Below are 22,958 nucleotides of genomic sequence, written 5' to 3' on the forward strand. Positions count from 1 at the left end.
ATACTTATTGGTTTGAGATGCAATGGAGGTGCCTGTGTCGCGGATTTTGTTACTGCTTGCCCTACTCTTCACTGCTCCGCTCTGGGCCGCGACGCTGCCCGGCGTTCCGGCAAGCACAGCGGACCAGTCCAGCAGTAGTGAACCCGATCTGGCGCAGAAGAAAGCGGCCTACGGCGCGCTGGCCGACGTGCTTGAAAACGCCGATGCCCGTCAAGAGCTTATCGATCAGCTGCGGAAAGCCGCCGCCACGCCGCCGCCGGACAGCACACCGAAGCTGACGCCGCCGGAAATAAAAGACGAGACCACGGTACTGGAGAACGTCACCCAGATCAGCCGCGAATACGGTGAACAGCTCTCGTCACGTTTTTCCCAGCTGTGGCGCAACATCACCGGTTCTCCGCACAAAGCGTTTAATTCTCAAACCTTCACCAGCGCCGCCTGGCATTTCCTGCTGCTGGCGGGCCTGGTCTTTGCGTTCTGGTGGCTGGTACGCCTGGCGGCCCTGCCGTTATATCGCAAGATGGGTCACTGGGGACGGCATAAAAACCGCGACCGCAGCAACTGGCTTCAGCTACCTGCAACCATCGCCGGCGCGTTTATTTTCGACCTGCTTCTGCTGGCGCTCACCCTCTTCGTGGGCCAGCTTTTAAGCGATCGCCTGAACGGTAATAATCCCACTATCGCCTTCCAGCAAAGCCTGTTTCTCAACGCCTTCGCGCTGATTGAATTTTTCAAGGCCATTCTGCGGCTTATTTTCTGCCCGCGCATCCCGGAGCTACGGCCATTCAACCTCAGCGATGAAGCGGCGAAATACTGGAACCTGCGCCTCAGCGCGCTGAGCAGCCTGATTGGCTACGGGCTCATCGTCGCGGTGCCAATTATCTCCAACCAGGTCAACGTACAGTTTGGCGCGCTGGCCAACGTGATGATTATGCTGTGCATTACGCTCTGGGCGCTGTATCTGATATTTCACAATAAGAAATTGATTACCCAGGGACTCATCCATCTCGCCGACCGCTCGCTGGCCTTCTTTAGCCTGTTTATCCGCGCCTTTGCGCTGATCTGGCACTGGCTGGCCTGCGCCTATTTTATCGTGCTATTTTTCTTCTCGCTGTTCGACCCCGGCAACAGCCTGAAATTTATGATGGGCGCGACGCTGCGCAGCCTGGCCATCATCGGCGCCGCCGCGCTGGTCTCCGGTATTCTGTCGCGCTGGATTGCGAAAACCATCACCCTGTCGCCGGAAACTCAGCGCAACTATCCTGAACTGCAAAAACGGCTTAACGGCTGGATCTCCGCCTCGCTGAAAGCTGCACGGATATTAACGGTCTGCGTGGCGATTATGCTGCTGCTCAGCGCGTGGGGCCTGTTCGATTTTTGGCAGTGGATGCATAACGGCAGCGGGCAAAAAGCGGTGGATGTGCTGATTCGTATCGCGCTGATCCTCTTCTTCTCGGCGATTGGCTGGACGCTGCTCGCCAGCCTGATTGAGAACCGGCTGGCATCGGATATTCACGGCCGCCCGCTGCCCAGCGCCCGCGCCCGAACGCTGTTGACGCTGTTTCGCAACGCGCTGGCGGTGGTCATTAGCACCATTACTATCATGATCCTGCTTTCGGAAGTGGGCGTGAATATCGCCCCGCTGCTGGCCGGCGCAGGCGCGCTGGGCCTGGCGATTTCGTTCGGCGCGCAAACCCTGGTCAAAGACATTATTACCGGGATTTTTATCCAGTTTGAGAACGGCATGAACACCGGCGACCTCGTGACGATTGGGCCGTTAACCGGAACGGTGGAGCGCATGTCGATTCGTTCCGTCGGCGTACGCCAGGATACCGGCGCCTATCATATTATTCCATGGTCTTCGATAACCACCTTCGCCAACTTCGTGCGCGGTATCGGCTCGGTGGTGGCCAACTATGATGTTGACCGGCAAGAAGATCTGGATAAGGCCAACCAGGCGCTGAAAGACGCGGTCGCGGAAGTGATGGCGCAGGAAGAAATCCGCGGGCTGATCATTGGCGAGCCCTCTTTCGCCGGGCTGGTGGGCTTAAGCAACACCGCTTTCACCCTTCGCGTTACCTTTACTACTCTGCCGCTGAAGCAGTGGACGGTCCGTTTCGCCCTTGATACTCAGGTAAAACGACACTTTGACCTCGCGGGCGTGCGGGCACCGGTACAAACCTACCAGGTCCTGCCGATGCCAGCGCCGGTGGGACCGCCGGCTCCCACCGAGCCGACGTTATAAAGGCCGACGGCGTTTGGCTTCGTCCATAAAGGTCCAGGCGATAAAGCGGCTCTGCTTATTCCCCTGGGCCATCTCTTTTTTCACCACTTTCACCGCACCGACGTCGGTCAGCGCACGGTAGAGCGGCGGCAGATTGTCGCCGCGAGAAACCAGCGAGGTAAACCATTTCACCTGACGGCCAAACTGCTGGCTTTCCTTAATCATCTGCGTAATAAAAGCGACCTCGCCCCCTTCGCACCACAGCTCCTGCTGCTGGCCGCCAAAGTTCAGCACGCTCTCCTCGCCCAGCCCCAGGTTGCGACGTTTACGCTCACCGCCCGCCTGCGCGCTGGCGGCAGAATCATGGAACGGCGGGTTACACAGGGTCGCGTCGTAGGTCTCATTTTTATGAATAATGCCGCTCAGAATCGCTTTGGCGTCTTTTTGACGGCGCAGACGGATCTGGCGAGTGAGGCCTGGGTTACCGTTGACGATAGCCTGGGCGCTGGCGAACGCCTCGGCGTTCACTTCGCTGCCGGTGAAGCGCCAGCCGTACTCGTGCACGCCGATGAGCGGATAGATGCAGTTTGCGCCAACGCCAATATCGAGAATGCTGGCGTTGGCCGGGATGGTCCCGCTATCCAGCGCCAGCAGATCGGCGAGATGATGGATGTAATCCGCCCTGCCCGGCACTGGCGGGCAGAGAAAGCCATCTGGTATATCCCAGTGTTTCACCGCGTAGAAGTGCACCAGCAGCGCTTTATTCAGCGCCTTCACCGCCAGCGGATTGGCGAAGTCGATGGTCTGCTCACCCACCGGGTTAAGGGTGATAAAGCCCTTTAGCTCAGGGTGGGCCTGGCACAGCGCGGGCAGGTCGTAGCGTTGTTGGTGACGGTTACGCGGGTGTAACCCCGGTTTCTGGGCTTTCATGGCAATCTCCTTTGAACAGCCGCGTAAGATACCCGTTGACGGCGGCGCGGTAAATAAGTGAGTCTGGATATCTCTTTTTTTGTCACGGGTGTCGTATGTACTTCTACCAACCTTCGCACGGACACGGGCTGCCTCACGACCCGCTGAACGCTATTATCGGGCCGCGGCCCATCGGCTGGATAGCTTCCGTTGATAACAGCGGCCAGCGTAACCTCGCCCCCTACAGTTTTTTCAACTGCTTTAACTATCGGCCGCCCATTATTGGTTTTGCCAGCAGCGGCTGGAAAGATAGCGTGCAGAATATTGTTGAGACAAAAGAGTTCGTCTGGAATCTGGCCACCCGCCCTCTGGCGGTCGCGATGAACGAAACCTCCGCCACCCTCCCCCATAACGAAGATGAATTCATCCGCGCCGGGCTGACTGCCGCTCCCAGCCGCATCGTCAGCGCGCCGCGGGTCGCCGAAAGCCCGGTAAACTTCGAGTGTCGTCTCTCGCAATGCATCCAGTTAAACACCGCCGAAGGGCAAGCGGTTGACACCTGGCTGGTGCTGGGCGAAGTGGTGGCGGTGCACATCGATGAATCGCTGTTGGATGACGGAATTTACCAGACCGCCAAAGCCCAGCCGATCCTGCGCGCCGGAGGACCAAGCGCCTATTACGGCATCGACGAAAGCCTGCGTTTTGATCTTATTCGTCCGGACGCCCGCTAAGCCTACTTCCCGGCCGGCAATCTCTCCGTTGCCCATGCCGGGCTGCTGATTTCCGTTTCCCCGCTTTAAGCTCCCCCGTACGCTTTATGTAGAAAAATTGCAGTCAATGTAAATAAATGTATTTATTTTTTTATAAATGAGTGATAAAAATTCGTTCGTTTTTGATAATGATTATCACAATCATTATCAAAATCATTGCTTTTGTAAAAAACACCTGCAGTGGTCGGGGCGAAGCAACGCTTCGTCTGCGGTCGTTATGGCCTAATTAAAACGATAAGTCACTTATTGAAATGGAAAAAAATAACAATTTGCCGTTCAGCAGTTTTAACTCGCTCACTCTCTTCACTGGCTTATGTCTGAGTCTTTCTCCGACCGGCCAGCTACTTGCAGCGGATAGCACTGAAAATAATAGTGGAGAAACGCTGGTGGTCGAAGCGCAGACGCCATCGCTTTACGCGCCGACCCGCTCCGCCGATCCAAAATTTTCTCGGCCGATCGCCGACACCACGCGAACGGTTACCGTGGTTTCAGAGCAGGTGATGAAGGATCAGGGGGTCACTAACCTCACCGACGCGCTGAAAAACGTTCCCGGCGTCGGCGCTTTCTTTGCTGGTGAAAACGGCAACTCGACCACCGGCGACGCCATTTACATGCGCGGTGCGGACACCTCCAACAGCATTTACGTCGACGGTATCCGCGATATTGGCAGCGTCAGCCGCGATACGTTTAATACCGAACAGGTCGAAGTCATCAAGGGACCTTCAGGCTCCGACTATGGGCGCAGCGCGCCGACCGGCTCGATCAATATGATCAGCAAACAGCCGCGCCTCGATTCCGGTATCGACGCCTCCGCCAGCGCTGGCAGCGCCTGGTTCCGACGCGGCACGCTGGATATTAACCAGGCCATTGGCGAAACCAGTGCGGTGCGTCTGAATCTGATTGGCGAGAAAACCCACGACGCGGGCCGGGACAAGGTGAAAAACGAGCGTTACGGCGTCGCGCCATCAGCGGCATTTGGTCTCGGCACCGAGAACCGCCTTTACCTTAACTATCTGCACGTGACCCAGCACAACACCCCCGACGGCGGCATCCCTACCATCGGGCTGCCGGGCTATTCTGCTCCCAACGCCGGCACCTCGGCGCTGAATCACTCCGGCAAGGTCGCCACCAGCAACTTCTACGGCACCGACTCCGACTACGATGATTCCACGACCGATACTGTGACGATGCGTTTCGAGCACGACCTGAGCGACACGACGACGATCCGCAATACCACCCGCTGGTCTCGCGTGAAGCAAGATTATCTGATGACCGCGGTGATGGGCGGAGCGTCAAACATTACCCAGCCAAACCCCAACGATGTGGGCACCTGGACCTGGTCGCGCCTGGCGAATACCAAAGACACCAGCAACAAGATCCTGACCAACCAGACTAACCTGACATCGAAGTTCTACACCGGCGCTATCGGACATGACGTCAGCACCGGCGTGGAGTTCACCCGTGAAACCCAGACCAACTACGGGGTATATCCGCTCACGCCTCCGGCGGTGAATATTTACCATCCGAACAGCGACATCTCCATCGGCGGCCTGAACCGCAGCGGCGCCAACGCCAACGGACAAACGGATACCTTCGGCATCTATGCTTTCGATACCCTGCAAATTTCCCAGGACTTCGAACTTAACGGCGGGATCCGTCTGGACAATTACCAGACCAAATATGATAGCGCCAGCCTGTGCGGCGGTACCGGACGCGGTGCCATCGCCTGCCCGGCCGGGGTCGCGAAAAATACTCCCGTCACCACCGTCGATACCTCAACCAGCGGTAATCTGGTGAACTGGAAGGCCGGCGCGCTATACCACCTGACCGATAACGGCAACCTCTACGTCAATTACGCCGTTTCCCAGCAGCCGCCGGGAGGCAGCAACTTTACCCTCGCGCAAAGCGGCACCGGCAGCAGCGCCAACCGAACCGACTTTAAACCGCAGAAGGCCAAAACCAGCGAGCTCGGCACCAAGTGGGAGCTGATGGATAAACACCTGCTGCTGACCGCCGCCCTCTTTCGCACCGATATTGAAAACGAAGTCGAGCAGAACGATGACGGCAGCTATTCGCAGTACGGTAAGAAGCGCGTTGAAGGCTATGAGATTTCGCTGGCCGGTAACATCACCCCTGACTGGCAGGTAATTGGCGGCTATACCCAACAGCATGCCAGCGTTCGTGAAGGCGCGAACACCGCCCAGGATGGCACCAGCGCGCTGCCGTATACGCCAGAGCACGCGTTTACCCTCTGGAGCCAGTACCAGGCCACCGATGCGATCGCCGTCGGCGCCGGCGCACGATACGTCGGCAGCATGCATCGCGGCAGCGACGGTGCGGTCGGCACGCCTTCCTATACCGAAGGCTACTGGGTGGCCGATGCTAAAGTCGGTTACCGCATTAACCGTAATTTCGACCTGCAGCTGAACGTCTATAACCTGTTTGATACCGACTACGTCGCCTCGATTAACAAGAGCGGCTACCGTTATCACCCGGGCGAGCCGCGGACCTTCCTGCTCACCGCCAATATGCATTTCTGATCACCGGCGGGGCGGCAACGCCCCGTTTTCTCAGGAGATAAAACGATGATGTACCATATTCCCGCCGTTCTCACCCCTCAGGAAGTGGACGATTTTACCGCTCAGCTTCAGCAGGCGGAATGGGTTGACGGGCGCGTGACGACCGGCGACCAGGGCGCTCAGGTCAAAAATAATCAGCAGGTGGACACCCGCAGCAACCTCTACGCCAAGCTTCAGGGCAACGTGCTGGCGGCGCTAAACCGCAGTTCGCTTTTTTTTGCCGCCGCGCTGCCGAAGGCCATTTCCAGCCCGCTGTTCAACCGCTACCAGCAGAGCGAAACTTATGGTTTCCACGTCGACGGCGCGGTGCGCAGCCTGGCGCAGGGCGGCTGGATGCGCACCGATCTTTCCGCCACCCTCTTTTTAAGCGCTCCGGAAAGTTACGCAGGCGGTGAGCTGGTCGTCAACGATACCTACGGGCAGCACGCGGTTAAGCTCCCGGCCGGGGACCTGGTGCTCTATCCTTCGAGCAGCCTGCACTGCGTCACCCCGGTGACCTCAGGCATCCGCGTCGCCTCGTTCTTATGGATTCAGTCAATGATCCGTGACGATAAACGCCGCAGTATGCTGTTTGAACTGGATGGCAATATTCAGAAATTAAAAAGCCGCCACGGCGAAAGCGACGAAGTGCTATCTCTGCTTAATCTGTACCATAACCTGCTGCGCGAATGGTCAGAGATCTGAACCTTGCCTGCTCATTTTTTACCCCCATATTCTCTATACTAAAGAGAGACGAGATAGCGAGGTGAACTATGGCATCAGGTTGGGCAAATGATGACGCGGTGCAGGAACAGATCGACAGCACCATCAACGACGCGATAGCCCGGGCGCGAAATGAGCTGTCATCGGGGGAAAGCAACAAATTTTGTGAAGAATGCGGAGAGCCGATTCCTGAGGCGCGCCGACGAGCGGTGGCGGGAGTCAAATACTGCGTTAAATGCCAACAGGAGAAAGATTTACATAACAATACATTTTCGGGATATAATCGCAGAGGATCCAAAGACAGCCAGCTTCGCTGACCGATGTTTACCGTTCATTACCGCATATCGCATTAACTTTTCGCGCACGTTTTTTGGCAAACGGAGTGGCAAAATGTGCCCTTCCAGCCTGCTGGACGCCGCCGCAACCTGTTTCGCCGCCAGCGGCTTAAATAATTTATTAATATTCAATAAATTAATAATCATTCAAAAAATTAGATAGAGATTGTTAATTTCCTTCGATTTTATCTCCCGCTAAAAACCGTGATACTTATCACATCGACGGAACATCGTCCCCTATACAGAACAACCTGCGAGAGATTAATTATGAAAAACATCAAATACGCTGCTGCCGCTATCGCCCTTTCCGCTCTGTCTTTCGGCGCCTTCGCCGCTCAGCCGGTAACATCGGCTCAGGCAGAGAGCATGAACAAAATCGGTGTGGTTTCTGCTGAAGGCGCGACGACGCTGGATGGACTGGAAGCCAAACTGGCTGAAAAAGCAGAGGCCGCTGGCGCGACCGGCTATAGCATTACCTCCGCTAACAGCAACAACAAACTGAGCGGTACCGCGGTTATCTATAAATAATCGCCAGATTTCCTGTAGCAACACTCTGTAATGCCACTGTTTTAACCCTGTAAGATCCTTTAATACCCTTGCCTTGCCCGTCCACGCCACTGGACGGGCTTTTTTTTGCCTGCCGATACGGTTACCAGCTCTCAGCCACCTTCGCCAGCCCTTGCTCCAGAGAGGAAACGACGCCGGTCGCCACCAGACAGCAGGCCAGCTGAATTTTCAGCGATTGCGGCAACGGCTCGCTCCCTACAGAACAGCGCTCGATCCAGCGCGCGGTCACTTCGGGATCTTTTGACGCCGGCAAGACGAGCGCCTGCTCCGCTGCGCCATCCTGACGTTCGTTAACCACCCGCGTACCGGCCGCGTCAATCAGGCTGATCTGCGGACAGCGCTGCGGATTGGCGTAAACTTCGCCTTCGGTTCCGTGCATCAGCAGCGCCCGGCCGCCGATCCCGGCAAAGAATTTCGCCACCCTGCCAACGTATTCAGGATGCGAAACGCTCGACAGGCGCAGCGCCGCATCTTCAGCAAACGGCGTCGCCAGCTTGGCCAGCGTGTGGGCGCTGTTACGCACCCCCATGCGCCAGCGCATCGCCAGCTGTTTTTCCAGCGGCGGACAAAATGCGCCGACCGGCACGTAAACCGGCTGGTGGCTGTCTAACCGCGCCTGGGCCTGGCCTGCCTGAAGCGTCGCCGGGATCCCCATCAGTTCAAAAATCGTTTCCGTCAGCACGCGGGTGGGATCGTGGCTTACGCCGTGAACAATCACCGGGAAGCCAAGCTTATGCAGAAGCACGGCGAGCAGAGGCGTCAGGTTGGCCTGCTTGCGCGCGCCGTTATAGCTGGGGATCACTATCGGCATCGGTTTAGCGACCGGCGGCGTCAGCTTCATCGTATGATTCTGCATCGCTTCATAGAAGCCCTTCATCTCCGCTTCACCTTCTCCCTTAATGCGCAGGGCAATGAGAATGCCGCCGAGCTCGAGCTCAGGCACCTCGCCGTTAAGCATTCGCGAGTAGAGCGCGCGCGCCGTCTCCACGTCAAGGTCGCGGGCGTGGTTTTTGCCGCGCCCGACTTCTTTAATGATTTTGCTGTAATCCATTGCAGGCTCCTCTGAGCTTCTCACATCGTCGACACTGCACCGCTAACGCCGTTTGCGACGCGTCTGTTTTGTTTTAGTTTTTACTATAACCTCAGGGACGGCTGGCTGCTCTATCGGAAATACGGGTAATGCATTCAATAAGCGCTTACCGTAGTTTTTGGTCAACAGGCGTTTGTCATAAATCACCACCTCTCCCCAGCAGCTATGGCTACGGATCAGGCGGCCAACCTGCTGAATCAGGTTGAATGACGCGCTGGGCAGGCTCTGAACTTCGAACGGGTAGCGGTTGAGGCTTTTGAGCCATTCGCCTTCTGTAATCACCACCGGGCTGTCTATCGGCGGGAAAGCAATCTTATGAATATGCACCTGACTTAACAGCTCGCCTTTTAAATCCAGCCCTTCCGCGAAGGATTGCAGCCCAACCAGTACGCTGCGCTCGCCGCCTTCTACGCGTTTGCGATGCAGCTCGACCAGCCGGTAGCGAGGCTTATCGCCCTGAACCAGCAGCAGCAGGCGCAGATCGGTAACGTGTTCGAGAAAGCGCTGCATCGCTCTTCCGCTGGCGAATAGCACCAGCATGCCGAGGTGCTTTTTGCTCTCGACCTGCTCCCGAAAATAGGCGGCCATCTCGGCAATATGCTGCTCTTCGTTATCGATAAGCGGTTCATAATGCATCTGCGGAATGACGATTTTGCCCTGTTCGACGTGGTTGAAGGGCGAGTCCAGGGCCACAAAGCGATCTCCCGCCTTCTCTTTCAGCCCGCTCATCTCCTGCAGACGCGAAAAACTATTCAGCGAACGCAGCGTCGCAGAGGTGACGACGATATGCGGAACGCTGCGCCACAGCAGCCTCTCCAGCTGATCGCTGACGCGGATCCCCACGCAGTGGAACCAGATATGCAACTGGCCGTCCCGCAGGTCGCGGGTAACCCATTTGGTCACCGGCGCGCCGGAGGACTGCGCCAGCGATGCCAGCCGCCAGAGTTTACTTTGGCTTTCAAACATCCCCAGCGCGCGGTTCATCTGCAGCAGAACCCGGTGCAAACGTACCACATCGTGACTGCCGGTTTTTTCGCCCAGATCGTTAAGGAACAGCTCTGCCAGACCGCGCAGCGTCTCGGTAAGCTTCGCCAGCCGCTGGCAGATTTCCATCACTTCCGCCGGTAGCTCTCCCATCGGGAAGCGGTACTCCGCCTCCTGCCCGGCCGGCATGTACAGATTGAGGATGTTATTCAGGGAGGCGATGAGTTCGTAGAGCTCCTCGCAATGCCCATTCAGGCGCTCGGGATTGGCCAGCGGCGGCGTTGTTTTAGGGCGAAACTGCTCCATGCAGGTCGCGACCAGCTTCGTAAAAAGATCCAGTTGCAGGCGGTACCACGGGGCGGTAATTTCCGCGCTCATTTCCAGCGCATCGCGGGCCACCTCCGGAAGATGGTGACCTTCATCCAGCACCAGCAGCAGATGCTTAGGTTCCGGCAGCACCGCTTCGCTCTCCATGGCCGCCATCACCAGCGCATGGTTAGCCACCACCACTTCCGCTTCCTGGATTTCCCGGCGGGCGACGAAGAAGGGGCATTCGCGGTAGTAGTGGCAGTTACGGTTCAGGCAGCTGGCTTTGTCGGTGCTCAGGCGGCTCCATAATGAATCATCAACGTTTTTATCGGTATGATCGCGCAGGCCGTCCCATTTGTAGCTATCGAGATCCGCTTTCAGCGTCGCGCACAGCTTCTGCTCCGCCTGGTTGTTGGGCGTGAGTTCGTCATCAAGAAAGGCCAGTAAATCCTGCTGCGTGGGCTCGGTGCTGGCAAGGGCGGCCAGGTTACGCGGGCAGACGTAGCGCCCGCGGCCAAAGGCGGCGGTAAAGCGCAGGTCGGGAATGATTTTGCGCAGCAATGGTAGGTCTTTGCTGTAGATTTGGTCCTGCAGAGCAACGTTGGCGGTACTGACCACCAGCGTTTTTTGTTCTTCTCGGGCAATGGCGATACCGGGAATCAGATATGACAAGGTTTTGCCGACGCCGGTCGGAGCTTCTATCGCCAGATGCCGCCCCTCTTCCCCGGCAAGCGTCTTCGCCACATCGGCGATCATCTGCCGCTGCGGAGGACGGGGAATAAAGTCAGGAATTTGTTCCTGAAGCGCCTTATACCAGGCGGCGATTTGCGCTTTCAGCGCTGCGGTCAAAGCCATGAGAAAACCTGAATACTGTATAAACAGCCACTATTGTGCCATTTTTTAGCCATCGGGAGGAATGTCTTTCTGAGCAAACTGGAATCTCGCTCGAGGTTCAACGTGAGCGAAGAGCATGCCGGGCAAGGAGCCTTACCCGGATAACCCATCCGGGGCATGGCCGCGCGTTCGCGGCTATGCCCGCAGGAATGACGGGATAGGGTTACTCAGCCGCCGCGGGTTTGCGCGGGCGACGACGGCGAGGAGGTTTACCGTCCTGAGTTCGCGCTTTAGGCGCTTCGCCATCGGTACGACGCGGGGCGGACTGCTGACCGCGACCTTGTCCCTGGCCGCCGCGGCCCTGGCTTTGGCCACCACGGCCGCCGCCGCGCTGCTGCTGACGACCGTTCTGAATCGGCTCGGCTTTGATCGACGGATCCGGCTCATAGCCCGCAAGGGCGATACGCGGGATCTCTTTTTTCAGCAAGCGTTCGATATCATGCAGCAGTTTATGTTCATCTACGCAGACCAGCGACAGCGCTTCGCCCGTTGCCGCGGCGCGACCGGTACGACCAATACGGTGCACATAGTCTTCCGGTACGTTTGGCAGCTCGTAGTTCACCACGTGCGGAAGCTCTTCAATGTCCAGACCGCGCGCGGCGATATCGGTCGCCACCAGCACGCGAATGCCACCGGATTTAAAGTCAGCCAACGCGCGGGTACGCGCGCCCTGGCTCTTGTTGCCATGAATGGCGGCGCTGCGGATGCCGTCTTTATTAAGCTGCTCCGCCAGATGGTTAGCGCCGTGCTTGGTGCGGGTAAAGACCAGCACCTGCTGCCAGTTGCCTTCACCGATCATCTGCGATAGCAGCTCGCGCTTGCGCTTTTTGTCGACAAAATGCACCAGTTGGCTCACCTGTTCAGAAGCAGTGTTGCGGCGGGCGACTTCAATTTCCAGCGGATTATGCAACAGCTTTTCCGCCAGCGATTTAATCTCGTCGGAGAAGGTTGCGGAGAACAGCAGGTTCTGGCGCTTCGCCGGCAGCTTCGCCAGTACCCGGCGAATATCGTGAATAAAGCCCATATCCAACATACGGTCGGCTTCATCCAGCACCAGCACTTCAACTTTGTCCAGGCTCACGGCGTTCTGATGTTCAAGATCCAACAGGCGGCCGGGCGTTGCCACCAGGATATCGACGCCGCTGCGCAGCTTCATCATCTGCGGGTTAATGCTCACGCCGCCGAACACCACCAGCGAACGAACATTAAGGTATTTGCTGTAATCCCGCACGTTTTCGCCAATCTGCGCCGCCAGCTCGCGCGTGGGGGTCAGGATCAGCGCGCGTACCGGACGACGGCCTTTAGCGTGCGGTTCTTTCTGGACCAGGTGCTGAAGCAGAGGCAGCGTAAATCCCGCCGTTTTACCAGTACCGGTCTGGGCGCTGGCCATCAAATCGCGACCCTGTAATACCGCCGGGATGGCCTGCTGCTGAATAGGGGTTGGCTCAACGTAGCCCTGCTCAGCGACGGCGCGCAGGATTTCAGGATTCAGGCCAAGGGAATCAAAAGACATAACAACTCCGAACCGCCCCGGCCCTTCACAGGCGTAGTTTTCAGGGAGATTATTGCGAAAGAGATGGCAAAAACCACAATGCCATGAAGCTGCGCAGTCTAGCAGATTTTGTGATGAACCGCATAAAATCTGCCGAAAAGAATCCTCTGGCTAACAAACCACTGCTCCCCGTCCTGGCGATAACGAGCGCCGCCGCATAACGCGGCGGCGAAAACCACTAACGCAGGCGATACTTAATTTTTTCGACCATTTTCGCGGTGGAAATGCCGTAGCGGTCGTGCAGCGTCGGAAGCGCTCCGGCCAGCAGGAATTCGTCGGGCAAACCGACGGTATCCAGTTCGCAGCGTACGCCTTTGCGCATCAGCAACGCGGCAACCGCCTCCCCTAACCCGCCAACCGACGTGTGGTTTTCCGCGGTCACCACCAGACGACCGGGCTTCGACGCCTGCGTAACGATCGCTTTTTCATCGAGCGGTTTGATGGTGGGTACGTGCAGCACCGCAGCGCTGATATTATCGGCCCGCAGTTGTTCAACCGCCTCCAGGGCGCGCATGGTCATCAGCCCGGAAGAGATAATCAGCACATCGTTACCGTCCTCCAGCAGCTTCGCCTTGCCCAGCTCAAACTGATAATCATATTTATCGAGCACCAGCGGCACCTTACCGCGCAATAGACGCATATACACCGGACCGCTGTGGTCGGCAATCGCCGGTACCGCCTGCTCTATCTCCAGCGCATCGCAGGGATCGACGATGACCATGCCGGGGATGCCTCGCATAATCGCCAGATCTTCCGTTGCCTGATGGCTCGGCCCGTAGCCGGTGGTCAGGCCCGGCAGCGCCGCGCAGATCTTCACGTTCAGATGCTCTTCGGCGATAACCTGATGGATAAAATCATAGGCGCGGCGGGTGGCAAAAGCGGCATAGGTGGTGGCGAAGGGAATAAATCCCTCCTTCGCCATTCCTCCGGCGGCCGCCATCAGCAGCTGCTCCGCCATCCCCATCTGGAAGAAGCGATCCGGGAAGGCCTGGGCGAAGATATGCAGATCGGTATACTTTGACAGATCCGCGGTCATCCCGACGATTTCCGGGCGCTGCGCCGCCAGCTTCGATAGCGCGACGCCAAACGGGGCGGAAACGGTCGCCTGGCCTTCATCAGCAATAGAGGCGATCATCGCTGACGTCTTTAAACGTGGTTTACTCTGGCTCATTACAGCACTCCTTCCGGTTTGTTGGCGTCCAGCACCGCAATCGCCTTTTGCCATTCGTCGGCATCGACGCGGATAAAATGGTTCTTATCGCGGGTTTCCAGGAACGGCACCCCTTTGCCCATCAGCGTGTCGCATAAAATCACCCGCGGCTGGTTGCCCGCATGATTTTTCGCGTTGTCGAAGGCGGTAATCAACGCCGCCAGATCGTTGCCGTCCACGCGCTGCACGTACCAGCCGAAGGCGGACCATTTTTCATGCAGCGGCTCAAAGCCGAGGATTTTGCGCGAATCGCCGTCCGCCTGCTGTTTGTTCACATCAACGATGTTTATCAGGTTCGTCAGGCCGTAGTGGGCCGCCGACATCGCTGCTTCCCAGGTCGACCCTTCGTCCAGCTCGCCATCCGACATGGAGTTATAAACCCAGGATGCGCTGCGCTTCTGCCGCAGGCCGAGCGCCATCCCGACGGCAATGGAGAGCCCCTGCCCCAGCGAGCCGCCTGACATCTCCATCCCCGGCGTATAGGTTGCCATACCCGACATCGGCAGACGGCTGTCGTCGGAACCGTAGGTCTCCAGCTCCTCTTGCGGGATAATTCCCGCTTCCATCAGCGCCGCATAATAGGCGATGGCGTAATGGCCGTGCGAGAGCAGGAAGCGGTCGCGCCCTTCCCACTCCGGGTCCTCAGGGCGGTAAGTCATCGCGTGGCTGAACGCGGTGGCCAGCACATCCGCATAGCCTAATGCCTGGCCGATGTAGCCCTGTCCCTGGACTTCGCCCATTTGCAGGGCATAGCGACGAATACGCCACGCCGCCGCAGCAACTTTTTGTAATTCTGTGATTTTCATCTGCTTGCCTCGCTTAGTGGATTAACATGCCGCCATTCACGTCCAGGGTGATACCGGTCGAGTAGGAAGAGAGCTCGCTGCCGAGGAACAGGGCGGCGCGCGCGATATCCACCGCATCGCCAAGGCGGTTCATCGGGATCCCGGCGAGGATATTGGCCGTCATGTCGTCGGTCAGCTTACCGGCGGTGATATCGGTCTGAATCAGCCCCGGAGTAATGCAGTTAACGCGGACGTTATCCGGACCAAGCTCGCGCGCCATCGCCCGCGCCAGGCCGAGCACCCCGGCTTTCGCCGCGCTGTAGTGCGGGCCGCCGAAGATACCGCCGCCGCGCTGGGCGGAAACCGAAGAGATACAGACGATGCTGCCCGATTTTTGCGCCCGCATCGTCGGAATAACCGCCTGCGACATCAGCAGCGTGCCGCGCAGGCTGACATCCAGCACCGCGTCGTAGTTGGCGCGCTTAATATCCATCAGCTTCAGCGGCTGAGTAATCCCGGCATTATTCACCAGCACATCGACCCGGCCATATTTCGCGAGAATCTGTTCCATCGCCGCCTGAACCTGAACTTCATCGGCAACGTTCGCCGCCAGGCCAAGATGGCCTTCGCCTAAGGCCGCGGCTGCCGCTTTGCTGGCTTCGCCATTGAGGTCGATAATGACCACGCTGGCGCCGTTTTCAGCAAATAATTTGGCGGTGGCAAAACCCAAACCGCGTGCCGAGGCCGCGCCGGTAATAATGGCGACTTTATCTTTTAATAACATATTTTCACTCCATGACATGACGTCAGATTAATTAACAGGATATATTTCCGTTATTGTGGTTCATCGAGAAAGAGAATCACCACCAGACCTATTGCGGCGCAGATACCAAAATAGGTGAATACAGAATTAAAGCTGCCGGTTTTATCGAGTAAAAAGCCCGCAGCCATCGGGGCAACAAATCCGCCGAGGTTACCGCCGCTATTGATAATAGAAGAGGCGATCGGATAGGTTTTATTATCCGAAACGGCCATACCGTAGGCGGTAAAGGCCGGCCAGCCAATATTCAAACATAAACCGACGAAGAATAATCCGACACAGACCGCCCAGGTGCTCGCGGGAATATTTAGCATAATGAGCATCATGACCACGGTGGAAATCGCCGTAAACATCATTGTCGGTTTACGTCGCCGGCCTAATACCTTATCCGAAATCCATCCACCGCCAATCGCGCCTATAAAACCGCCAATGCACGGCATACTTGCCACGAAGCCCATGCTCATTACATCAAACCCGCGTTCTTTAACCAAATACAGCGGGATCCACGTTAATAATCCGTACAGCACACTAACCATCATAAAATAAGCCAGGCAGTCGCCAAGAATATTTTTCGAGGTAAATAATCCTTTCGCCGTATCAATAGGGGTAAGCTTTTTCACCCGAATAAATTTATCCAGCCAGATAAAGCAATCGGCAATTAATATATTTTGCCGTACGGTGTTTTTATCGCTTTCACGCCCGGCGTTAATCTCTTCCAGCTCGCTTTGCGAAACAAATCCGCTCTCTGCGGGTTTTGACTTAACCAACAGGTACCACGCCACCGCCGCCACAATCCCCGGTATCGCAAAGGAGAAAAAGACCCACCGCCAACCCCAGGTTACCGCGATCCATACCGCCAGCGGCGGTACGATTATCGGCGCAAACATGGTGGCGGCAATGTAGACGCCCGTTGCCGTGGCTTTCTCTTTCGGCGGGAACCAGTTATTAATGGTTGAAGCCAGGCCTACCGGACATGGCCCTTCGCTAAGCCCCAGTCCCAGCCGCACCATCTTCAGGCCAAACACCGAGCTCACGGTGCCCATCAGCCAGGTAAAAGCGGAAAAGCCGAAAATCGACAGCGCGACCAGTCCCCGGGTGCCGCGTTTGGCAATGAAAAAGCCGGCCGGGATCTGGCTGACCGCGTAGCCCAGGAAAAACATGCTGGCGATGGCACCGGCCTCAAAGTTGTTGATATGAAACTCATCAATAATGAACGGCAGTACCGCACCGATATTCGTTCTGTCGGCGTAATTTATGGCATACACCAGGAAAATCATCGTCAAAACCACAAAACGATATTTTGTTTTCCTGGCGTCAGTACAGACCACAGTATCTATACGTGACATAGGGTATCCTCTTTATTTTTATGCTTTTTGTCGCGAACCTTACCGCATCGCGCCTTGTTATCAGGCCTGTGCTTGCAATATAACAATCCCAAAAAGAAAGGGTATTCAAAAAACCTCAATTATGACTGAGAAAAATTTGCTTCGTGACTGCATTCAAATTCCTGTCAATTATTTTTTTTCGAGAGCTTCACATTTAAAACTGTTAAGTTCATCACGGATTACGCCATGTGTTATTTCCCGGCTATGCTATCCTGACCGTCATTTTATGGGATAACCGCTGGATGTACTGTTTTTTGAGTAAATAAATCACCCTAATTATTCCACTCACCGGAGGAAATCATGAACCAGCCGCTGCCAAATAAAAGCTTGCCGATGCCATCCTTACGCAATATTCAGGCATTTATTGAAGTGGCCGATACCGGCAGCCTGAACCTGGCAGCAGAGAATCTCAATATTACAGCTTCAGCAGTCAGTCATCAGATAGCCAGCCTGGAACAGTATCTGGGAAAGAAGATATTTTCCCGCAGCAGTAAAGGAATGGTCTTAACCACCATTGGTGAAAAATATCTTAAAGAAGTTTCCGGAGCCTTAAATATTATTGGTCAGGCCACTAACCAGGTGATTAATGATATTCACCAGGATTATTTACGGATTCATTCAGCGCCGAGCTTTGGCTTATTGTGGTTGATGCCCCGACTTAATAAGTTTCGCCAGGCATGGCCGGAGCTTAAAATTAGCCTGACCTGTTCTTATGAAAGCATTCAGTTCTCCCGCGATAATATTGATATTCGCCACGGTCTCTCACAGTGGCCGACCCTGGTGGTCAAGACCATAAAAAACGAACGCATGCTGCCCTTCACCTCATCGACTTATTTAGCCGGGCGCAACGTTCAGTCCATTGAAGATTTGTTGGCGTGCGATCTTATTCATTCCGATAGCACGCTGATCGGCTGGAGCAACTGGCTGTCGTGGCATAAGGTTCGCGGCTGGAATAAAAATTTTATTTTTAATTTTGACCGCTCCTATATGAGTATCGAGGCCGCGCGCATGGGGATGGGGGTTATTCTTGAGAGTAATTTGCTGGCCGGGCAGAGCGTTCGTCAACGTCACCTGGAACCCGTCTTTAGCCGCGACGTCAGTATGCCGGTTAATGCCCATCACTTCGTTTTACCGCACCCGAATGAGCAAAAAGAGAAAGTGAAGATCTTCTTTAACTGGGTTGCCGAAGAGCTAAGCCACGAAGGATTTCATATCTAGCAGCAAACGGTGGACAAACCGCAAACCTGGGCCTAGAGTTAATCAATCGATTGATTAACTTTTCCAGCGCGATGACAACAACTCCTATTACCAGCAAGGGCGAGCAGGCGAAAAGCCAGCTTATCGCCGCCGCAATCGCCCAGTTCGGCGAATACGGCCTGCATGCCACGACCCGCGATATCGCCGCCCAGGCCGGGCAAAATATCGCCGCCATCACCTACTATTTTGGTTCCAAAGACGATCTCTACCTCGCCTGCGCCCAGTGGATCGCTGATTTTATCGAACACAATTTCCGCCCCCACGCGCAGGCGGCGGAAGCGCTGTTCACTGAGCCTGTGCCCGATAAAGCCGCGATGCGCAGCCTGATACTTGGCGCCTGCCAGAATATGATCCTGCTGCTGACCCAGGACGACACCGTCAATTTGAGCAAATTCATCTCCCGCGAGCAGTTGTCGCCGACGCCGGCCTACCGGCTCATCCACGATCAGGTGATTGCTCCACTACACTGCTACCTGACACGTTTAATCGCCGCCTATACCGGCCTGAACGCCGACAGCACGCAAATGGTGCTTCACACCCACGCGCTGTTGGGCGAAGTTCTCGCTTTTCGCCTTGGACGGGAAACGGTACTACGCCGCGCGGGCTGGGCCGAGTTCGATCGGGACAAAACCGCGCAAATTATTGAGGTTATCACCTGCCATATTGATTTCGTTCTGGAAGGATTATCGCAAAGGAGTCTGGAGTCATGAAAAAACCGCTCATCGTCGTTGTGCTGCTTCTCCTGCTGGCTGCTGTCATTGGCGGAGGCTGGTGGTGGTACCAGAGCAGCCAGCAGAAAGCGCTCACGCTATATGGCAACGTGGATATTCGTACCGTCAACCTCAGCTTCCGCGTGGGCGGGCGGCTGGCGTCGCTCAGCGTCGACGAGGGCGATGCGATTAAAGCCGGACAGACCCTGGGCGAGCTGGACCGCGCGCCGTACGAGAACGCGCTCCAACAGGCGCAGGCCAACGTGTCCACCGCCCAGGCGCAGTACGACCTGATGATGGCGGGGTATCGTTCGGAAGAGATTGCCCAGGCCGCCGCCGCGGTCAACCAGGCGCAGGCGGCTTACGACTACGCGCAGAACTTTTACCAACGCCAGCTGGGGCTGCGCAAAAGCAGCGCCATCTCCGCTAACGACCTGGAAAATGCCCGCTCCTCGCGCGATCAGGCCCAGGCGACGCTGAAGTCCGCGCAGGATAAGCTGCGCCAGTATCGCGCGGGGAATCGTCCGCAGGAAATCGCCCAGGCCAAAGCCAGCCTTGAGCAGGCGCAGGCCGCGCTGGCGCAGGCGAAGCTGGATCTGCACGATACCACGTTGATCTCGCCGTCCGACGGAACGCTGATGACCCGCGCCGTCGAACCGGGCAGCATGCTCAGCGCCGGCGGCACGGTGATGACGCTCTCGTTAACCCATCCGGTGTGGGTACGCGCCTATATCGATGAAAAAAATCTTGGCCAGGCCCAGCCGGGTCGCGAAGTGCTGCTTTTCACCGATAGTCGCCCGGATAAACCCTACCGCGGCAAAATCGGCTTCGTCTCCCCTACCGCTGAATTCACGCCAAAAACCGTGGAGACGCCGGACCTGCGCACCGATCTGGTTTATCGCCTGCGTATTGTGGTCACCGATGCCGACGACGCGCTGCGCCAGGGGATGCCGGTCACCGTCACCTTCAGTCACGGAAACGGCCAATGAGCGAGGACGTCATTACGCTGAGCGGCCTGACCCGGCGCTTTGCCGGCATGAACCGCCCGGCCGTCGCGCCGCTGGACTGCACTATTCATTCCGGCTATGTGACCGGTCTGGTGGGCCCGGATGGCGCCGGAAAAACCACCCTGATGCGCATGCTCGCCGGGCTGCTGAAAGCTGACGCAGGCAGCGCAACGGTGATCGGCTACGACCCGATTGCCGACGATAGCGCCCTGCACGCAGTGCTCGGCTATATGCCGCAGAAATTCGGCCTGTACGAAGATCTGACGGTAATGGAAAACCTGACGCTCTACGCCGATCTGCGCAGCGTGACCGGCGAGGCGCGGGAAAAAACCTTCGCCAGGCTGCTGGAATTTACCTCCCTCGGCCCCTTTACCGGCCGGCTGGCGGGCAAGCTTTCCGGCGGCATGAAGCAGAAACTTGGTCTGGCCTGCACCTTGGTCGGCGAACCGAAAGTCCTGCTGCTTGATGAACCCGGCGTCGGCGTCGACCCCATCTCTCGCCGCGAACTGTGGCAGATGGTGCACGAACTGGCAGGCGACGGAATGCTGATCCTCTGGAGCACCTCTTATCTTGATGAGGCCGAGCAGTGCCGGGACGTGCTGTTGATGAACGAGGGCCAGTTGCTCTATCAGGGCGCGCCAAAAGAGCTGACGCAGACCATGGCCGGACGCAGCTTTTTGATTTCCAGCGGCGAGGAGAATAATCGCCGTCTGCTCCAGCGGACGCTGAAGCTGCCGCAGGTCAGCGATGGCGTGATTCAGGGTAAATCGGTACGCCTGATCCTTAAAAAAGAGGCCAACATCAGTGAAGTCCAGAACGCTAACGGTATGCCGCCGCTCGAGGTGGCCGAAACCGCGCCGCGCTTTGAGGACGCCTTTATCGACCTGCTGGGCGGCGCCGGGACCGCCGAATCGCCGCTGGGCAACATTATCCACACCGTGGAAGGCTCCCATGAGGACACGGTGATTGAAGCGCAGACCCTGACCAAGAAATTTGGCGATTTTGCCGCCACCGACCACGTTGATTTTCAGGTCAAGCGCGGGGAGATTTTCGGCCTCCTTGGGCCTAACGGCGCGGGCAAGTCCACCACCTTTAAGATGATGTGCGGCCTGCTGGTCCCCACCTCCGGTAAAGCGCTGGTGCTGGGCATGGACCTGAAAGTCAGCTCCGGCAAGGCGCGTCAGCATCTGGGCTATATGGCGCAGAAGTTCTCGCTCTACGGCAACCTTTCTGTTGAGCAGAATCTGCGTTTCTTCTCCGGGGTGTACGGCCTGCGCGGGCGGGCGCAGAACGATAAAATCGCCAGCATGAGCGAGGCATTTGGCCTGAAAAGCATCGCCCGGCAGGCCGCTGACGACCTGCCGCTCGGCTATAAGCAGCGCCTGGCGCTGGCCTGCTCGCTGATGCACGAGCCGGATATCCTGTTTCTTGATGAACCCACTTCCGGGGTTGATCCCCTCACCCGCCGCGAATTCTGGCTGCATATCAACAGCATGGTGGATAAAGGCGTGACGGTGATGGTCACCACCCACTTTATGGATGAAGCGGAGTATTGCGATCGTATCGGCCTTGTCTATCACGGCAAGCTGATCGCCAGCGGCACGCCGGACGATCTGAAGGCGCTGGCGGCGGATGATAAACAGCCCGACCCGACGATGGAGCAGGCGTTTATCACCCTCATTCACGACTGGGATAAGGAGAACGCCGGTGAGCGCTAAACTGCTATCGTGGCGGCGCGTGCGCGCCCTGTGCGTGAAAGAGACGCGGCAGATTGTCCGCGACCCCAGCAGCTGGCTGATTGCGGTGGTCATCCCCCTGCTGCTGCTGTTTATCTTTGGCTACGGGATTAACCTCGACTCCAGCAAGCTGCGGGTGGGCGTGCTGCTGGAACAGCAGAGCGAAGAAGCGCTGGATTTTGTCCATACCATGACCGGCTCCCCCTATATCGACGCCACCATCAGCGATAACCGCCAGGAACTGGTGCAGATGATGCAGGCGGGACGCATTCGCGCGCTGGTAACCATTCCGGTGGATTTCGACCGCAAGATGGCCCGCCCCGGCGACGATGCGCCGATCCAGCTCATCACCGACGGCAGCGAACCGAATACCGCTAACTTCGCCCAGGGCTACGTCGAAGGCATCTGGCAAATCTGGCAGCAGCAGCGAGCGGAAGATCGCGGCGAAACCTTCGAGCCGCTAATCGACGTGCAGACGCGCTACTGGTTTAACCCGGCCGCGATCAGCCAGCATTTTATTATCCCCGGCGCGATCACCATCATTATGACGGTGGTCGGCGCGATCCTGACCTCGCTGGTGGTGGCCCGCGAGTGGGAGCGCGGCACCATGGAGGCGCTGTTGTCGACCGAGATTACCCGCGCCGAGCTGCTGCTGTGCAAGCTGATCCCCTACTATTTCCTCGGCATGCTGGCGATGCTGCTGTGTATGCTGGTGGCGGTGTTTATTCTCGGCGTGCCCTTTCGCGGTTCGCTGGTGATTCTGTTTTTTATCACCAGCCTGTTTTTGCTGAGCACTCTGGGAATGGGGCTGCTGATTTCCACCATTACCCGCAACCAGTTTAACGCCGCGCAGGTGGCGCTGAACGCCGCGTTCCTGCCGTCAATTATGCTGTCCGGGTTTATTTTTCAGATCGACAGCATGCCGGCGATAATCCGCGCGGTGACCTACGTGATCCCGGCGCGCTATTTTGTCAGCACCCTGCAAAGCCTGTTTCTGGCGGGCAATATCCCGGTGGTGCTGCTGGTGAATGTGATGTTTTTAATCGCCTCGGCGGTAATGTTTATTGGCCTGACGTGGCTGAAAACCAAACGGCGTCTGGATTAGCGAACGCCTGACCCGGGCTACAAAGGCT

Annotated in this window: 19 protein-coding genes; 11 read left to right on the plus strand and 8 right to left on the minus strand. The window is 57.0% G+C overall.

Translation table 11 applies throughout. From position 1 onward, the window contains the following. The first annotated feature begins 22 nt into the window (after positions 1 to 22). Complete coding sequence (gene ybiO, locus EGY08_RS05980; protein ID WP_004130741.1) at positions 23 to 2,245, plus strand: mechanosensitive channel protein; 2,223 nt, start codon at positions 23 to 25, stop codon at positions 2,243 to 2,245. On the opposite strand, the gene rlmF is transcribed toward ybiO, so the two are convergent. Then, the gene (gene rlmF, locus EGY08_RS05985) at positions 2,240 to 3,154 is read right to left on the minus strand and encodes a 23S rRNA (adenine(1618)-N(6))-methyltransferase RlmF (RefSeq protein WP_123828318.1); all 915 of its coding nucleotides are present in this window, start codon (positions 3,152 to 3,154) and stop codon (positions 2,240 to 2,242) included. The genes ybiO and rlmF overlap by 6 nt on opposite strands. Positions 3,155 to 3,249: 95 nt before the next feature. On the opposite strand from rlmF, the gene EGY08_RS05990 reads away from it, so the two are divergent. From EGY08_RS05990 to ybiJ, 5 genes are all read left to right on the plus strand, one after another. After that, a complete protein-coding gene (locus EGY08_RS05990; protein ID WP_004130736.1) occupies positions 3,250 to 3,864 on the plus strand; it encodes a flavin reductase family protein in 615 nt (204 codons plus the stop codon). Positions 3,865 to 4,154: 290 nt separating this feature from the next. Further along, positions 4,155 to 6,443: a catecholate siderophore receptor Fiu gene (locus tag EGY08_RS05995; RefSeq protein ID WP_123828319.1), complete on the plus strand. Its 2,289-nt coding sequence runs from the start codon at positions 4,155 to 4,157 to the stop codon at positions 6,441 to 6,443. Between the two features lie 45 nt (positions 6,444 to 6,488). Next, positions 6,489 to 7,166: a PKHD-type hydroxylase YbiX gene (gene ybiX, locus EGY08_RS06000; RefSeq protein ID WP_004130733.1), complete on the plus strand. Its 678-nt coding sequence runs from the start codon at positions 6,489 to 6,491 to the stop codon at positions 7,164 to 7,166. A gap of 68 nt (positions 7,167 to 7,234) precedes the next feature. Beyond that, entirely contained in the window at positions 7,235 to 7,501 is a 267-nt protein-coding gene (locus EGY08_RS06005) for a DksA/TraR family C4-type zinc finger protein (RefSeq protein ID WP_004130731.1), read from the plus strand. A 285-nt stretch (positions 7,502 to 7,786) separates the two neighbouring features. Then, positions 7,787 to 8,047, plus strand: a complete 261-nt coding sequence (gene ybiJ / locus EGY08_RS06010) for a DUF1471 family protein YbiJ (RefSeq protein ID WP_004130722.1) — start codon at positions 7,787 to 7,789, stop codon at positions 8,045 to 8,047. A gap of 121 nt (positions 8,048 to 8,168) precedes the next feature. Here the strand turns inward: ybiJ and ybiB are convergent, their stop codons facing one another. The 7 genes from ybiB to EGY08_RS06045 all read right to left on the minus strand — a co-directional run bounded on the left by ybiB (position 8,169) and on the right by EGY08_RS06045 (position 17,076). Further along, positions 8,169 to 9,137 carry a DNA-binding protein YbiB gene (gene ybiB / locus EGY08_RS06015; RefSeq protein WP_004130720.1) on the minus strand — a complete coding sequence of 323 codons (969 nt, stop codon included), beginning with the start codon at positions 9,135 to 9,137 and terminating at the stop codon, positions 8,169 to 8,171. A gap of 42 nt (positions 9,138 to 9,179) precedes the next feature. Beyond that, positions 9,180 to 11,324 carry an ATP-dependent DNA helicase DinG gene (gene dinG, locus EGY08_RS06020; protein ID WP_004130718.1) on the minus strand — a complete coding sequence of 715 codons (2,145 nt, stop codon included), beginning with the start codon at positions 11,322 to 11,324 and terminating at the stop codon, positions 9,180 to 9,182. A 202-nt stretch (positions 11,325 to 11,526) separates the two neighbouring features. Next, entirely contained in the window at positions 11,527 to 12,876 is a 1,350-nt protein-coding gene (gene rhlE, locus EGY08_RS06025; protein ID WP_004130715.1) for an ATP-dependent RNA helicase RhlE, read from the minus strand. A 217-nt stretch (positions 12,877 to 13,093) separates the two neighbouring features. Further along, positions 13,094 to 14,086, minus strand: coding sequence for a transketolase family protein (locus EGY08_RS06030; protein ID WP_004130713.1), 993 nt, complete (start codon positions 14,084 to 14,086; stop codon positions 13,094 to 13,096). Continuing rightward, positions 14,086 to 14,931 carry a transketolase gene (locus EGY08_RS06035; protein WP_123828320.1) on the minus strand — a complete coding sequence of 282 codons (846 nt, stop codon included), beginning with the start codon at positions 14,929 to 14,931 and terminating at the stop codon, positions 14,086 to 14,088. The genes EGY08_RS06030 and EGY08_RS06035 overlap by 1 nt, the downstream gene beginning before the upstream one ends. A gap of 13 nt (positions 14,932 to 14,944) precedes the next feature. After that, positions 14,945 to 15,694, minus strand: coding sequence for an SDR family NAD(P)-dependent oxidoreductase (locus tag EGY08_RS06040; protein WP_123828321.1), 750 nt, complete (start codon positions 15,692 to 15,694; stop codon positions 14,945 to 14,947). A 50-nt stretch (positions 15,695 to 15,744) separates the two neighbouring features. Then, positions 15,745 to 17,076 carry an MFS transporter gene (locus tag EGY08_RS06045; RefSeq protein WP_123828322.1) on the minus strand — a complete coding sequence of 444 codons (1,332 nt, stop codon included), beginning with the start codon at positions 17,074 to 17,076 and terminating at the stop codon, positions 15,745 to 15,747. 339 nt (positions 17,077 to 17,415) lie between these two features. Here EGY08_RS06045 and EGY08_RS06055 point away from each other — a divergent pair, with 339 nt between their 5' ends. From EGY08_RS06055 to EGY08_RS06075, 5 genes are all read left to right on the plus strand, one after another. Then, positions 17,416 to 18,333 carry a LysR substrate-binding domain-containing protein gene (locus EGY08_RS06055; RefSeq protein WP_123828324.1) on the plus strand — a complete coding sequence of 306 codons (918 nt, stop codon included), beginning with the start codon at positions 17,416 to 17,418 and terminating at the stop codon, positions 18,331 to 18,333. Between the two features lie 71 nt (positions 18,334 to 18,404). Next, positions 18,405 to 19,082, plus strand: a complete 678-nt coding sequence (gene cecR / locus EGY08_RS06060) for a transcriptional regulator CecR (RefSeq protein ID WP_004130696.1) — start codon at positions 18,405 to 18,407, stop codon at positions 19,080 to 19,082. Then, positions 19,079 to 20,071: a secretion protein HlyD gene (gene hlyD / locus EGY08_RS06065; protein ID WP_004130694.1), complete on the plus strand. Its 993-nt coding sequence runs from the start codon at positions 19,079 to 19,081 to the stop codon at positions 20,069 to 20,071. Before cecR ends, hlyD begins: the two co-directional genes overlap by 4 nt. Beyond that, positions 20,068 to 21,807 carry an ATP-binding cassette domain-containing protein gene (locus tag EGY08_RS06070; RefSeq protein WP_004130692.1) on the plus strand — a complete coding sequence of 580 codons (1,740 nt, stop codon included), beginning with the start codon at positions 20,068 to 20,070 and terminating at the stop codon, positions 21,805 to 21,807. Before hlyD ends, EGY08_RS06070 begins: the two co-directional genes overlap by 4 nt. Next, a complete protein-coding gene (locus EGY08_RS06075) occupies positions 21,797 to 22,930 on the plus strand; it encodes an ABC transporter permease (RefSeq protein WP_004130690.1) in 1,134 nt (377 codons plus the stop codon). The genes EGY08_RS06070 and EGY08_RS06075 overlap by 11 nt, the downstream gene beginning before the upstream one ends. The last annotated feature ends 28 nt before the right edge of the window (positions 22,931 to 22,958 follow it).

This window comes from Klebsiella sp. FDAARGOS_511 (genome assembly GCF_003812845.1).
Classification (GTDB): Bacteria; Pseudomonadota; Gammaproteobacteria; order Enterobacterales; family Enterobacteriaceae; genus Klebsiella; species Klebsiella grimontii.